This is a genomic window from Mycolicibacter kumamotonensis (assembly GCF_002086285.1).
In the GTDB taxonomy this organism is placed as follows: domain Bacteria; phylum Actinomycetota; class Actinomycetes; order Mycobacteriales; family Mycobacteriaceae; genus Mycobacterium; species Mycobacterium kumamotonense.
In genome coordinates this window covers 1-12807 of sequence record NZ_MVHU01000026.1, presented here as the reverse complement: position 1 = coordinate 12807, position 12807 = coordinate 1, and the positions used below count along the sequence as shown (strand labels likewise).

At 67.4% G+C, this 12807-nt stretch carries 15 protein-coding genes; 6 read left to right on the top strand and 9 right to left on the bottom strand.

What is annotated here, in order from left to right:
• The 3 genes from BST28_RS16250 to BST28_RS16240 form a co-directional block, all read right to left on the bottom strand.
• Window positions 1-825 (bottom strand): hypothetical protein, encoded by an 825-nt coding sequence (locus BST28_RS16250; protein WP_019735462.1) that lies wholly within the window; start codon window positions 823-825, stop codon window positions 1-3.
• Window positions 822-1430 carry a TetR family transcriptional regulator gene (locus BST28_RS16245; RefSeq protein ID WP_065286931.1) on the bottom strand — a complete coding sequence of 203 codons (609 nt, stop codon included), beginning with the start codon at window positions 1428-1430 and terminating at the stop codon, window positions 822-824. Before BST28_RS16245 ends, BST28_RS16250 begins: the two co-directional genes overlap by 4 nt.
• Window positions 1431-1505: 75 nt before the next feature.
• On the bottom strand, window positions 1506-2420 hold the full coding sequence (locus BST28_RS16240; protein WP_065286932.1) for a hypothetical protein: 915 nt from the start codon (window positions 2418-2420) through the stop codon (window positions 1506-1508).
• Window positions 2421-2612: 192 nt separating this feature from the next.
• Between BST28_RS16240 and BST28_RS16235 the strand changes: the two genes are divergently transcribed.
• Window positions 2613-3659 (top strand): EcsC family protein, encoded by a 1047-nt coding sequence (locus tag BST28_RS16235; RefSeq protein WP_162112292.1) that lies wholly within the window; start codon window positions 2613-2615, stop codon window positions 3657-3659.
• On the opposite strand, the gene BST28_RS24125 is transcribed toward BST28_RS16235, so the two are convergent.
• The gene (locus tag BST28_RS24125) at window positions 3612-3839 is read right to left on the bottom strand and encodes a hypothetical protein (RefSeq protein ID WP_019737092.1); all 228 of its coding nucleotides are present in this window, start codon (window positions 3837-3839) and stop codon (window positions 3612-3614) included. The genes BST28_RS16235 and BST28_RS24125 overlap by 48 nt on opposite strands.
• On the opposite strand from BST28_RS24125, the gene BST28_RS25370 reads away from it, so the two are divergent.
• Window positions 3730-4170: an SRPBCC family protein gene (locus BST28_RS25370; protein ID WP_162112293.1), complete on the top strand. Its 441-nt coding sequence runs from the start codon at window positions 3730-3732 to the stop codon at window positions 4168-4170. The genes BST28_RS24125 and BST28_RS25370 overlap by 110 nt on opposite strands.
• A gap of 15 nt (window positions 4171-4185) precedes the next feature.
• Here BST28_RS25370 and BST28_RS16225 read toward each other — a convergent pair whose 3' ends face one another.
• Window positions 4186-4515 carry a DUF732 domain-containing protein gene (locus BST28_RS16225; RefSeq protein WP_019737094.1) on the bottom strand — a complete coding sequence of 110 codons (330 nt, stop codon included), beginning with the start codon at window positions 4513-4515 and terminating at the stop codon, window positions 4186-4188.
• An 89-nt stretch (window positions 4516-4604) separates the two neighbouring features.
• Window positions 4605-5954: an NADP-specific glutamate dehydrogenase gene (gdhA, locus tag BST28_RS16220; RefSeq protein ID WP_019737095.1), complete on the bottom strand. Its 1350-nt coding sequence runs from the start codon at window positions 5952-5954 to the stop codon at window positions 4605-4607.
• A 155-nt stretch (window positions 5955-6109) separates the two neighbouring features.
• Between gdhA and pat the strand changes: the two genes are divergently transcribed.
• Together pat and BST28_RS16210 are read left to right on the top strand one after the other, a co-directional pair.
• Window positions 6110-7117 carry an acetyltransferase Pat gene (pat, locus tag BST28_RS16215; protein WP_083081880.1) on the top strand — a complete coding sequence of 336 codons (1008 nt, stop codon included), beginning with the start codon at window positions 6110-6112 and terminating at the stop codon, window positions 7115-7117.
• Between the two features lie 43 nt (window positions 7118-7160).
• The gene (locus tag BST28_RS16210; RefSeq protein ID WP_019737097.1) at window positions 7161-7817 is read left to right on the top strand and encodes a DUF5642 family protein; all 657 of its coding nucleotides are present in this window, start codon (window positions 7161-7163) and stop codon (window positions 7815-7817) included.
• Between the two features lie 19 nt (window positions 7818-7836).
• Here BST28_RS16210 and BST28_RS16205 read toward each other — a convergent pair whose 3' ends face one another.
• Window positions 7837-8433, bottom strand: a complete 597-nt coding sequence (locus tag BST28_RS16205) for an alpha-ketoglutarate-dependent dioxygenase AlkB (protein WP_207570117.1) — start codon at window positions 8431-8433, stop codon at window positions 7837-7839.
• 33 nt (window positions 8434-8466) lie between these two features.
• Window positions 8467-10026 (bottom strand): dolichyl-phosphate-mannose--protein mannosyltransferase, encoded by a 1560-nt coding sequence (locus BST28_RS16200; protein WP_083081875.1) that lies wholly within the window; start codon window positions 10024-10026, stop codon window positions 8467-8469.
• Between the two features lie 24 nt (window positions 10027-10050).
• Between BST28_RS16200 and rsmI the strand changes: the two genes are divergently transcribed.
• A complete protein-coding gene (gene rsmI / locus BST28_RS16195; protein ID WP_083081872.1) occupies window positions 10051-10887 on the top strand; it encodes a 16S rRNA (cytidine(1402)-2'-O)-methyltransferase in 837 nt (278 codons plus the stop codon).
• A gap of 31 nt (window positions 10888-10918) precedes the next feature.
• Here rsmI and BST28_RS16190 read toward each other — a convergent pair whose 3' ends face one another.
• Entirely contained in the window at window positions 10919-11989 is a 1071-nt protein-coding gene (locus BST28_RS16190) for an oxygenase MpaB family protein (RefSeq protein WP_083081869.1), read from the bottom strand.
• Window positions 11990-12106: 117 nt separating this feature from the next.
• Here BST28_RS16190 and BST28_RS16185 point away from each other — a divergent pair, with 117 nt between their 5' ends.
• Window positions 12107-12712: a TetR/AcrR family transcriptional regulator gene (locus BST28_RS16185; protein WP_019737102.1), complete on the top strand. Its 606-nt coding sequence runs from the start codon at window positions 12107-12109 to the stop codon at window positions 12710-12712.
• Window positions 12713-12807: the final 95 nt, after the last annotated feature.

Genomic DNA, 12807 nt, shown 5'->3' with positions numbered 1-12807 from the left:
TCAGGGGTGCGCGGTGAGATAGGTCGGATTGTCCAGCCCGGCTGTCAGTTCCGTCACGTCGAACGCCCGGTCCAGTCGCGAAGCCAGGGCCTTCGGGTCGATCAGCAGGCTGATCTCAGCGGTCTGCCGGGCGATCAGGCGCCCGATCAACGGGTAGAGCCGGCGCATGATCGCCCGCTCGACCGAGGTGCAACGCGACGCGCAGTAGCCGACATGGCCGATCTCATCGGTGAGGATCTCGCTGTAGAGCAACGTGATTCGCTGCGCGACGTCGGGTTCGTCGGCGAACAACTCGACGCCGACACGGCGTAGCTCGTCGAACATGATGCAGCCCGCCATCTCTGCGGCCCCGACGAACATGAAGCCCAGCCGTTCGGGGAGAAACACGCTGGTTTTGACGAACTGGCGCATCACGAACGGCGGGGGGACGACCTGGAAGGGCAGGCCGAATACGTCGAGCGCGTAGGCCAGCAGCCGGGTGTGATAGTGCTCTTCCAGCTCGAGGTAGACGTTCTCGGGCGGCAGGCTCTCGTCGCTGTTGCGCCCGTAGGTCTCACCGAGTCCGACACCGAACCGCTCCGCCTGGTTGAGTTTGGCCGTCGCCAGCAGGAACAGCATCTTCGGGTCCAGGCCCGGTTCGGGCCGTCGGCGCCGCAGGTTGCGAAGAAAGGTCGGGCGGTCGGCGGGGTGAGCCGAACGGACGGGATTGGCCTCAAGCTCGTCGAAGAATGTTTCCCGGTTGGACAACCGCCGGTTGAGTAGGTCCGCTTCGCCATCACGTTCGGCCAAGTAGTCCCGGTAGCCCTCGATACCACTGTGATTCATCGGATCTCCATTCCCTTGACGATCGTCGTGACGTAACGGTCCAGCTGCGCAGCATCGTGCGCACCGGTGGCCAGCAGGGCGAACAGCCCGGTCAAAAAGAAGGTTCCGAGTTCCGCCGCATCGAGGTCCGGGGAGACTTGCCCCGACTTCTGCGCGCGGCTGATCAGGCCCACCAGAAACTCCGCGAGGGGGTGTTGCGCCAACTCGTCATCGACGGGGCGGGCGGAGGAGAAGTGCAGGCCGAGCATGTCCCGGAAGACCACGGCTCCCAACCGGCGTTTGGCTTCCAGGGCGTGCTGGACCAGTTGCGAAAGCACGGAAGCCAAATCGCCGTCGGCCGCGCCGAGTTCGCTGACGATTCGGGTCTCCGCATTGCGCTCGACCTCGATCAGGACGTGCTCCTTGGTGGGGAAGTGGAAGTAGAACGTTCCCCGGACCACACCCGCTGCCGCGGCGATGGCGCTGACGTCGGCACCGGCCAGCCCGTGGTGGGCGATCTCGGCCAGCGCGGCATCGAAGAGGCGTGCGCGGGTCTCGAGTCGCCGCGCCTCGCGGGCACCCCCGGTTACCGATGACGGCGCGCTCAGCTCACCCGGTGCCTGCATGCCCGCACCGTACGCCGATTGCTGACGACCGTCAATGACAGGCGTCAGTGTATTGAGGCCGCAGGCCGGGCCGGCTCACACCGCGTGGGTGAGCGCGGAAATCAGCAGCCCGATCAATTCTTCGGACCACACGCCGAACCCGTCGACCGTCATAGTGCCGTCGATGAGGTCTTTGGTGTGCTCGAAAAAGGAAGTCGGATCTCCGAGGAATTGGAGAGTGACAAGGCTGTGGAGATCGTCGTTGAGCTGCGTTTCGATCGGCTCCTGATCGAGCCCGACCATTCCGTAGTAGCCGTACATCGTGAAGTCCCAAGCGGTCGCAAGTCCCCAGCTGAGTACCCCGCCCGTGATCGGATCGTCGGTCATTGCGTGGAAGAACGTGCCGATGTCTCTGACCAGCGGGTAGAAGATGCCCAAGTGGTCTGCGGCCTCCGAGTACATCTGGTGGCCGCTCTGCCCGATCTCGTCTCCCAGGTCGGGTAGGGGCACCGAGTCGTTCGGGTTAGGCAGGTGAGCGTTCGGAATGAAATCCACCCAACGCACGAAATAGGAATGGTAGTAACTGAAAACGGCCGTCGGTGAATAGTCGTGCAGCTCCAGGAGTATGTTCTGCGGCCCGCCGGTGGTGAGGATGTTATACATCTGGTCTGTCGTGTAGCCAAAGTTGTAGCCGTCCAACGCTATTGCTTCGGCGAGTTGGTGCGTATCCGCCAGCGTGGTTCCCGGGTAGCCCGCGTCGATGTAGATCCAGTGCAGTGATTTGGCGATACCGTCGATAGCGCTCGCGACTTCGGTGGCGTCCGGCAGCGCGGTGAGGTTGACCGGGGCGCTGAAGAAAAGCGGTGCGCCCGCTGACGTCGAGGCCGCGCCGGCTGGTGGCGCCACGATCGCCGCGGCGAGCGCGGCCGCGGTGGCGGCCCGCGTCCACCGCCGCGCATTCCCAACTGCGGCCCACGCTCCACGTTCGCTGATGTTTGTGCAGTTCCCCACGTCCCCCGCCCTTCAAAGTAGACATATTTCTATTATTGGGTAGCACGCTACTGAGCGGCAGGCAAGGATTCCTCAGCTGAAACTTTGTGAAAAATAGGTTGGATGGAGAGGCTTGATTCGGGCCTCCTGCCGGTCGCCGGGCCGACGTTCACGACGGCGTTCCCTGGGCCTGCGTCGGTAGGCTTTCAATTCGTGGCCACCAAGCCGGGCATGTCCGAGTACGAGCGCAAGGCCTGGGAAGCGCTGCTGGATGCGGCCACCGGCGCCGAGCGATCCGGCCGGTTCGCAACCCTGAGCCAGGGCATCAGGCGACGCGCCCAGCAGGTAGCCGCTCAGGCCCGCTCGACCGTCGAGCAAGTCCCGGGCGCCACCGCCGTCATCGGCACGCTCGACAATCTGATGACCAAGGCGATGGAGACCCTGCACACCGTGCTGGTGGAGCGGGGACTCAATTCGGTCAAGCCGGACAACGTGTTTGCGATGTTCGCCGACCAGGGTGTCGTGGTGGCGTCCTACGGCCAGGTCCGGCAACTCGACCTGCAGCAGTGCGACCGCTCGGTTCCGCGGCGCAAGGAGCGCTACCTCGCGCTGGCGGTGGCCGGAGGTGCCGCGTCGTCGCTGGCGGTGACGGGTTCGGTGCTGTCGAGCGCGGTCACCGGCGGTACCAGCATGACGGTCGCGGCGTCGGCGGTCGTCGCCGACGTCACCGCCGTGATGGTCGGGATGGGCCGCATCGTGGCTTTGGTTGCGGCGCATTACGGTTACGACGTCCGCGAGCCGGACGAGCAGGCCTTCGCCTCCGGCGTGATCGCCTATTCGGCCGCCGGTGACTCCGCGGAGAAGGCCGCGGCGCTGGCGTCGCTGTCACGGTTGACCCAGCAGATGATGCGTCGAACGTCATGGCGCCATCTCAAGCCGGAGCAAGCGGACAACGTGATCCAGCAGGTCTCGGTGGCGCTGGGATTCCGGATGGCCAAACACAAACTGGCGCAGGCGGTCCCGGTCTTGGGTGCGGCCGTCAACGGCGGGCTCAACGCCCGCATTGCGCACACCACGTTCGAACGCGCTCAGCAGGCCTACAGGCTGCGCTTCCTCACCGAGAAGCACGACCTGGACGCGGGTCGATGGGCGCCGGTCGTTTCCGGCAACGATGTCATCGACCTCCCGCTGGTCGACGAGGTGCTGGACGCCTCAGCCGGTCGCCGGCAATCCGGCGATGAAGACGCCCAGCAGCCGTAAGAGGGTCGCCTCGAAGTCGGTGATCATCGGCTGAATCGAATCCGGGTTCCTCCAGGCCCACGCCGTGCCGGTGAACGCGTGCACGGCCGCCGTCAAGGCACCGAGCTGTTCGTCGGACAGCGGTAGCCAAGGCCGCAGCGCATCGCCCAGCCGCAGCTGGGCGTCGTCGGCCTGGGCCACCAGCGCTCGTATCTCGTCGGGGTCAAGCCGGGCGATCAGTGCCGGCGACCTCGATGGTCACAGTGGGCGCGCCGCTGATCCCGTATTCGACGTGGGAGAACCCCGGTCCGGCCGGCGGCACGGCTACACCATGCTCGTCGACGGCCCGATCCGCGACTACCAGGCCGAGGTGTCCTTCACCGAGGACGCCGACGGAACGTGCATGACCTGGTCCGGGCGTTACGAAACCCGTTGGCGCGCAACTGGTGTAGCCTACTGGCTGGTCCTGCGGGTCGTGATCGGGATGCTGACCCGCAAGCTCGTCGCCGCCGCCGAACGTAGCGCCGGCTAGGCCGGCGAAGGCGAATCAGGTCAGGGTTTCAGGGCACAGTTCGTGTTGGGCGATGTCGATCACCGGCCGCAGATTCACGGTGAGGTCATCGACCATGGACGGCCCCCCGAACGACGGCCGGCGCGGGAACGTCGCGATGATCTGGTCGACCGTGGCGCCGCTGCGCAACTGGTTGCAGAACCGGTGCCCCGCCGACAGTCGCGCATTGGGCGGACCGGACCGGAAGACCCCGTTGGCATCCAGGGCTGCGATGTAGCTGGCGTCGTCGGCATGGGCCGACGCGCTGCCGAGCAGTGCCATGGCGGCGGCGCCGACGGACACGACGGTGCGCAGAATCCAACTCATTCGGCGATGCTACGTCGAAACGACGTTGACTCTGCAGCTACCGGGCAAAGTGCGAGGGCACCGTCCGGTAGCCGCAGAGTCAACAGGGGTTAAATCAGGCCGAGCGCGGTCATCGCGTCGGCGACCTGGATGAAGCCGGCGATGTTGGCGCCGACCACGTAGTTGCCGGGTGCGCCGTACTCATCGGCGGTCACCAGGCAGCGGTGGTGGATGCTCTGCATGATCGCGGCGAGGCGCTGCTCGGTGTACTCGAAGCTCCACGAATCCCGCGAGGCGTTCTGCTGCATCTCCAGCGCGCTGGTGGCCACCCCACCGGCGTTGGCCGCCTTGCCCGGGGCCACCGTCACACCGGCCTCGGTGAACAGCTTGACGGCCTCCGGGGTGCAGGGCATGTTGGCGCCCTCGGCGACGATCTTGCAGCCGTTCTGGGCCAGGGTCGCGGCGTGGCTGCCGTCGAGCTCGTTCTGGGTGGCCGAAGGCACCGCGATCTGGCAGGGCACGTCCCAGATGGAGCCGCCGTTGACGAACTGCGTCGTGCCGCCACGGGTGGTGGCGTAGGCCTCGATGCGCTCGCGCTTGACCTCCTTGATCTCCTTGAGCAGCTCCAGGTCGATGCCCTTCTCGTCGACGATGTAGCCGCTGGAGTCCGAGCAGGCCACCACGGTGCCGCCCAGCTGGTGGATCTTCTCGATGGCGTAGATCGCCACGTTGCCCGAACCCGAGACCACGGCCCGCTTGCCCTCGAAGGAGTCTTTGGCGGTCTTGAGGATCTCGTCGGCGAAGAACACCGCACCGTAACCGGTCGCCTCGGTGCGCACCTGCGAACCGCCCCAGGTCAGGCCCTTGCCGGTCAGCACCCCGGACTCGTAGCGGTTGGTGATCCGCTTGTACTGGCCGAACAGGTAGCCGATTTCGCGGCCACCGACGCCGATGTCACCGGCCGGGACGTCGGTGTACTCGCCCAGGTGGCGGTAGAGCTCGGTCATGAACGACTGGCAGAACCGCATGATCTCGTTGTCCGAGCGGCCCTTGGGGTCGAAGTCCGACCCGCCCTTGCCGCCGCCGATCGGCAGGCCGGTCAGCGAGTTCTTGAAGATCTGCTCGAAGCCGAGGAACTTGATGATCCCCAGGTAGACCGACGGGTGGAACCGCAGGCCGCCCTTGTACGGGCCCAGAGCCGAGTTGAACTCCACCCGGAAACCCCGGTTGATCTGCACGTTGCCGTTGTCGTCGAGCCAGGGAACGCGGAAGATGATCTGACGTTCCGGTTCGCACATCCGGCGGATGACGGCGCTGTCGACGTACTGCGGGTGCTTCGACACCACCGGTCCGAGGCTGCTGAGCACCTCGAAGACGGCCTGGTGGAACTCGGCCTCACCAGGGTTGCGTCGCAGCACCTCGTCATAGATGTCGTGCAGCTTCGGATTCAATTCGCTCATGTCTTGTGATCTCTTCCTCGCGTGTCGCAGTCAGCGGGCACAGGCTAGCCGCCTTCGTCCTGAATGCCGAAGCCGGTCTGTTACGTCGCTGTAAAATCATTACCGGTCCCGGTGCACCCGTTAGCCTTGATTGGCAAACAAAGGCGGAGCAGTCCATGGCGATATCGCGGCGAGAACGGGTGGCTGCGCCGCTGCCGACCACCGAACTCGCGGCGATCGAGATCTTTGCCGGATGCACCGACGCCGACCTGAGACCGCTTGCCGCTACTCTACAGCCGCTGCAGGCCAAGGCCGGTACCGACCTGATGCGACAAGGCGAGCGGGCGCTGTCATTCCTGCTGATCTCCTCGGGTTCTGCCCAGGTCACACACCTCGGAGACGACGGTGCGGTGGTCGTCAACGAGGTCTCGGCCGGGATGGTGGTCGGCGAGATCGCCCTGCTGCGCAAAGGCCGGCGGACCGCGACGGTCACCGCCTCGACGCAGTTGACCGGCTGGATCGGTGACGCACACGCCTTCGACGAGATGATGCAGATCCCGGGGGTGATGGACCGGCTGGTGCGCACCGCGCGCCAACGGCTGGCCGCCTATATCGAGGCCGTGCCGATCGCGGCCCGTGACGGCACGTCGTTGTTGCTGCGCCCGGTGTTGCCCGGCGACAGTGCGCGCACTGCCCAGGCCCATGTCTCCAGCGAGACGCTCTACCGCCGCTTCATGTCCACCCGCACCCCGAACCCGGCGCTCATGCACTACCTGTTCGAAGTCGACTACGTCGATCACTTCGTCTGGGTGGTCACCGAGCTGGACGGCGCGTTCGTCGCCGACGCGCGATTCGTCCGGGATACCGAGAACCCGACCGTTGCCGAGATCGCGTTCATCGTCAGCGACAGCTATCAGGGCCGGGGGATCGGTACCTACCTGATGGGGGCGCTGGCGGTGATCGCCCGGCTGGAGGGCATCGAGAAGTTCACCGCGCGGGTGCTGTCCGAGAACGCGCCGATGCGCGGCATCCTGGATCGCCTGGGCGCTTACTGGGAGCGCGACGATCCGGGCATCGTCACCACCGTTATCGACGTACCCGGTGAGAAGCAGTTGCCATTCGGCAGGGATATCGCCGATCAGATCAAAGAGGTTGGCCGCCAAGCGATCCAGGCGGTGGGGTGACCGCGGCCAGGCATATCCGTCGCTGTTGGGTAGATTGTCTGCGATGGTGAACCTTCGCGCGGTGCCGGCAATCGGCTGTGTCGTATTGCTCGCCGCCTGCAGCTCGGAACCCGGTGAGGTGACTGCCGACATCGGCAAGGTGACCGAGATCAAGTCCTCGTTCGGTCCGGAATTTCAGGTCAAGAGCATCGAGCAGACCGGACTTGACCCAAAGTTGCTGGCGGCCAACACATTGCCCTCGGGCCTGAAGTTCGAACCCGCCGACTGCTCGAGGTTCGCGGTCAGCCAGCAGCTGCCGCAGGGCGTGCAGGGCAACATGGCCGCCGTGGCCGCCGAAGGCAACGGCAACCGCTTCATCACCATCGCCCTGGAGACCTCCGAGCCGGTCACGTTCACCGAGCCGGGACGATCCTGCCGGCGGATCGGCTTCGCCGGGGACCGGATGCGCGGCCTGGTCGAAACGGTCGAGGCGCCGCACATCGACGGGGTGCAGACCCTGGGGGTGCACCGGGTGGTCGAGACGGTCGCCGGCGGCGCGAGTCGCATCGGGGAGCTCTACAACTACTCGGCGTATTTCGGTCCGTACCAGGTGCTTGTCACCGCCAACCCGCTGGTGGCGCCGGACAAGCCCGTCGTCCCCGTCGACACCGAGCGCGCCCGCGACCTGCTGGTGGCCGCGGTCGCCGCGGTGCGCGGCTAGGGGTGCGGACCGGCGCGAACTAGCGCACCCCGCGCGGGCGGAACTGGATGCTGATCCGCGGGCCGGTCGGTGTGGCCGTCTTCGGGATGGAATGCTCCCAGGTCCGCTGGCACGAGCCGCCCATCACCAGCAGGTCGCCGTGGCGCTGGGGCAACCGCAGCGCGACGCCGCCTCCGCGGGGGCGCAGCGCAAACGTGCGGGTGGCGCCGACACTGACGATCGCGACCATGGTGTCGTGCTTGGCGCCGCGGCCGAGGGTATCGCCGTGCCAGGCCACGCTGTCGCCGCCGTCGCGGTACAGGCACAGCCCCACCGTGGTGAACGGCTCGCCGAGTTCCCCGGCGTAGATGTCGTTGAGCCGGCGGCGCAGCCGGGCGATAGCGGGATGGGGCGCCTCGCCGGCGGCCAGGTCGTGGAAGCTGACCAGCCGGGGGACATCCAGTACCCGGTCATACATTCGGCGGCGCTCCGCCCGCCAGGGGATGGCGGACTGCAGCTCGCCGACCAGCTCCGCGCCGTCGGTCAGCCAGTTGGAACGAACGTCGAGCCAGGCGCCGTCGCCCAGCTGTCGGCGTTCGCTCAGGTCGAACAGCGACTCCTGTACCGGTATCGCCACGGCTCGCAGTTTATCGCACACCAGTTCGATACGCTACGACCAGCTGGGCAGCCAGATCTCCATGTTCCAGGTGGCCGGCGAGATGGGCACCCCGGTCAAGATCGGGTACAGCCAGGCGAAGTTCGTCAGCACTAACGCGACGTAACAACACACCGCGAGCAGCCCGAGGGTCTGGCGCTCCTGGCCGCGGTCGCGCCCGTGATCGATGATGTCGATGCAGATCAACGCGAGCAGCACGACCAAGAACGGCGCCATCGGCACGGCGTAGAAGAAATACATCTGCCGGTCGATATCGGCGAACCACGGCAGCCAGCCCGCGCAGTAACCGACCAGCGCTGCGGCGTAGCGCCAGTCATGGCGCACCACCGTTCGCCACAACGCGTAGCCCAGCACCGGCACGGCCAGCCACCACATCGCCGGCGTGCCCACCAGCATCACCGCCTTGACGCAGGACTGGGCGCCGCAGCCGGGAACGTCGTGCTGGTCGATCGCATAGAGCACCGGGCGCAGCGACATCGGCCAGGCCCACGGCTTGGACTCCCACGGGTGGTGGTTGCCGGCGGCGTTCGTCAGGCCGGAGTGGAAGTGATAGGCCTGATAGGTGTAGTGCCACAGTGAGCGCAGCGCATCGGGCACCGGGAACCGGCTCTCCAGCCCGATCGACTGACCTTCCTCGTGGCGATCCACCCCGGTCTCGGAGGCGAACCACGCCGCATACGACGCCAGGTACACCCCGAACGGGATGAGCGCCATGGCATAGCCGGTGGGGACGACGTCACGGCGCAGCGTTCCCAGCCACGGTCGGCGCACCCGGTACTGCCGGCGAGCGGCGACGTCGAACGCCAGCGACATGGCGGCGAAGAACACCACGAAATACAGCCCGGACCATTTGGTGGCGCACGCCAATCCGAGCAGCACCCCGGCGCCGAAGCGCCACCAGCGCACCCCCAGCCGCGGGCCCCACGGCGTTGTCCCGCAACGGCCGTCGGTCAGCACGGTGTGCATCCGCATCCGCACCTGATCGCGGTCGACGAGCAGCGCCCCGAACGCCGCCACCACGAAGAAGGTCAGGAAGCCGTCCAGCAGCGCGGTGCGCGCGGCGACGAAGCTGACTCCGTCGCCGACCAGCAACAGCCCGGCGATCCCGCCGGCCAGCGTCGAGCGGGTCATCCGGCGCACGATCCGCACCAGCAGCGCGATCGCGAGCACGCCGAGCAGCGCGCTGGTGAACCGCCAGCCCAGCCCGTTGTAGCCGAACAGGGCTTCGCCGATCGCGATCAGCTGCTTGCCGACCGGAGGGTGGACCACCAGGCCGTAGCCGGGGTTGTCCTCCACCCCGTGGTTGTGCAGCATCTGCCAGGCCTGCGGCGCATAGTGCTTCTCGTCGAAGATCGGCGTGCCCGCGTCGGTCGGTGTGTACAGGTTCGAGAACCGGGTCACCGCCGCCAGCGTCGTGACCGCCGCGGTCACCGCCCAGCCGCGGGCGCGGTCGGTCGGCCCGAAATCGGCCACCGGCACCAGCAGTCCCGGGCTGATCACGGGAGCGGTGCGCTCCGGCACGGCCGCGGGCACGGTAGCGGTCGGCGCGCTCATCTGGTCGATCGTAGGCTGTGCGCCATGGCCGAGGGTCGATTGCTGCTGGGGGCCACCCCGCTGGGGCAGCCCGCCGACGCGTCGCCTCGGCTGGCCGCGGCGCTGGGCACCGCCGACGTGGTGGCCGCCGAGGACACCCGCCGGGTGCGGACGCTGGCCAAGGCGCTTGAGGTGCAGATCACCGGCAAGGTGGTCAGCCTGTTCGACGCCAACGAGGCGGCCCGGGTGCCCGCGCTGGTGGCCGACATCGAGGCCGGTGCCACCGTGCTGGTGGTCAGTGACGCCGGGATGCCGCTGATCAGCGACCCGGGTTACCGCCTGGTGGTGGCCTGCGCCGAGGCGGGCCTGCCGGTGAGCTGCCTGCCGGGCCCATCGGCGGTCACGACCGCGCTGGCGGTCTCGGGGCTGGCCTCGGACAGGTTCTGTTTCGAGGGTTTCGCGCCGCGCAAGGCCACGGCGCGCCGGGCCTGGCTGGCGACGTTGGCCGAGGAACGGCGCACGTGCGTGTTCTTCGAATCGCCGCGGCGGCTGGCCGAGTGCCTGCGTGACGCGGTTGACGAGCTCGGCGCGGACCGGCGGGCCGTGGTGTGCCGGGAGCTGACCAAGACCCACGAGGAGGTGCTGCGCGGCACCCTGGCCGAGCTGGCCGGCTGGGCTGCCGAGGGCGTGCTGGGGGAGATCACCGTGGTGCTGGCCGGGGCGGCCCCGCGCGCCGACCTGCCGGCGTTGGTGGCCGAGGTCGACCGGCTGACCGGCGAGGGCATGCGGGTCAAAGACGCTTGCGCACAGGCGATCGCGAACCTGCCCGGTGCGGTGTCGCGGCGCGAGCTTTATGACGCCGTGCTGCGCTCCCGGCAGTGACACCGCTCAGGGTCTGAGGCTTCGCGCCGGCTCACCCGAACGGGCATGCACCAACGCGGTGCTCGGGGACCGAAAACGTGTCGAGTCCGTAGCGCTCGTAGAAGCCGGCGAGCCAGGAGTTCTGCTGCTGCAGGCGTTTGGCCGCGCGGTCGTAGCGGGCCTGGGCGCGAGCGGTGCCATCGAGGCGTTCCCGCAGCGCGTCCAGACGTATCCGGTTGTAGTGGATGGGTTCGAGCAGCAGCCGGTCGGGAAGCAGGTGCCAGGCCAGCTGAAGCAGCCGCGAGTAGACGGCGAATTCCCAGTGGTGGCGACGCTTGAGTTCGAATCCGATCAGCGCCAGCACATCCGGGTGCATGGTCTTGGCGGAGCAGACCTGAACGACGTGCCCCAGCAGCGGCCGCACCACCAGCCACGGCGGGGTGAGCACGGGGCGGAGCCACCGCGGCAGCAGCAGGGTGGGCAGCGGCAGCCGGGTCAGCGTGGTGAACTGGTCGCGGAGAAAACCGTTGGCGGCCAAGCCCGTTGCAACGGTGTCCTCGTAGTAGGTGTTGAACGCCTCGAAGGTCTCCGGCAGCCGGCCGCGCTTGCTGGGCAGTTCCAGGTCGCCGAACAGGTGGCGAAGGTATTGATAGCCGGCCTCAACCTCCGCGGGCCGCAACGTGGTTCCGCTGCACACCGGATACGACACGATGATCGCGTGCAGCGCGCTGGCGATGATCCATAGCCACAGGTCGGGGTCAAGCGCGCTGTAGCGGACGCCGTCGTACTCACCGACTCCCGTGCCGCGCACGCTGCGGTGCTGGTCGATCAGCCATTGGGCGTGCTTTTTGCGCTGCTCGGCGCCGGCGAGTATCGCCTGCCCGCTGAAGGCGCTGCGCAGGCCGCGGTCGGTGAAGTTGTCGCGGAATCGGCCGGTGCGATCCACGGAGGCCGCGATCGGCAGCATCGCCACCTCGTCGAAAAGGACCCCGCCGAACACCCCGTTCAACACGCTGCCCAGATGCTTGCGGAAATCCGCCATGACCCGGGGACGCAGCCCCTCACCGCGCAGCAGGGAAAGACCGTCATCGTCTGTCGGACCGGTCGTTTCGGCCGCGGGCATCGGTCGATCGGCGGGGGACAGCAATTCCGTCACGACAACCTCCAGATGTTAGTGAGTTATTAAAACGCTAACATCATCACGCCGGGAGGGGAAGCGTCACTGTGGAAAGATCGGCTCATGCCTGTCGACCGGACCGGCGAGCGCATTCTGGACGCTGCCCTGCAGGCGATCCTCGATTTCGGTGTACGCCGGGCCTCCGTCGAGGAGATCGCCCGCCGAGCGGGCGTGTCGCACATGACCGTGTACCGGCGCTGGCCGACCAAGAAGGATCTGCTGGCCGCGGTGTTCAGCCGGGTGGCCGATTCGATCTTCGCTGCCGTCGACGCGGAGGTGGCGGCGCTGGACGGCTACGAAGACCGCTTCGTGGCCGGCTTCGCCGGAATCTACTGGCGGGTCTGCACTCACCCGATGCTGAGCCGCACCCTGGAAACCGACCCCGAAGCCGTGCTGCCCGCGCTGACCACCGGCGCGGGGCCGGCATTGGAACTGGCGACCCGCTATCTCGCCGGGCACATCGCCGACACCGCCCGGCGTGGCGGGGTCACCGTCGACGACCCCGAGGGACTCGCGGAGATCTTCGTGCGCCTGACCCACTCCTTGGTGCTCACCCAGCGCGTCGGTGAGCCGCTCAAGACTCGCGCCGACACCGAACGCTATGCCCGCCAACACCTGTTGCCGCTGGCCCTGGCCGCGGTCCGCCCGGTGAACACCGACGCCAGGTGACGCCGACCGTGCGGGGCGCTAGTGTCCTGAGTCATTAATTTTGGTGCAGTAGTTTCCGATGCTGGTCAGGATTTGGTCGGCGGTTTTGGTCCAGA

Excerpts from the sequence above, each read along its gene's own strand:
- BST28_RS16250 (WP_019735462.1), bottom strand. The coding sequence starts at position 825 with ATGAATCACAGTGGTATCGAGGGCTACCGGGACTACTTGGCCGAACGT.
- BST28_RS16245 (WP_065286931.1), bottom strand. The coding sequence starts at position 1,430 with ATGCAGGCACCGGGTGAGCTGAGCGCGCCGTCATCGGTAACCGGGGGT.
- BST28_RS16225 (WP_019737094.1), bottom strand. The coding sequence starts at position 4,515 with ATGAGTTGGATTCTGCGCACCGTCGTGTCCGTCGGCGCCGCCGCCATG.
- gdhA (WP_019737095.1), bottom strand. The coding sequence starts at position 5,954 with ATGAGCGAATTGAATCCGAAGCTGCACGACATCTATGACGAGGTGCTG.
- pat (WP_083081880.1), top strand. The coding sequence starts at position 6,110 with ATGGCGATATCGCGGCGAGAACGGGTGGCTGCGCCGCTGCCGACCACC.
- BST28_RS16210 (WP_019737097.1), top strand. The coding sequence starts at position 7,161 with ATGGTGAACCTTCGCGCGGTGCCGGCAATCGGCTGTGTCGTATTGCTC.
- BST28_RS16200 (WP_083081875.1), bottom strand. The coding sequence starts at position 10,026 with ATGAGCGCGCCGACCGCTACCGTGCCCGCGGCCGTGCCGGAGCGCACC.
- rsmI (WP_083081872.1), top strand. The coding sequence starts at position 10,051 with ATGGCCGAGGGTCGATTGCTGCTGGGGGCCACCCCGCTGGGGCAGCCC.
- BST28_RS16190 (WP_083081869.1), bottom strand. The coding sequence starts at position 11,989 with ATGCCCGCGGCCGAAACGACCGGTCCGACAGACGATGACGGTCTTTCC.
- BST28_RS16185 (WP_019737102.1), top strand. The coding sequence starts at position 12,107 with ATGCCTGTCGACCGGACCGGCGAGCGCATTCTGGACGCTGCCCTGCAG.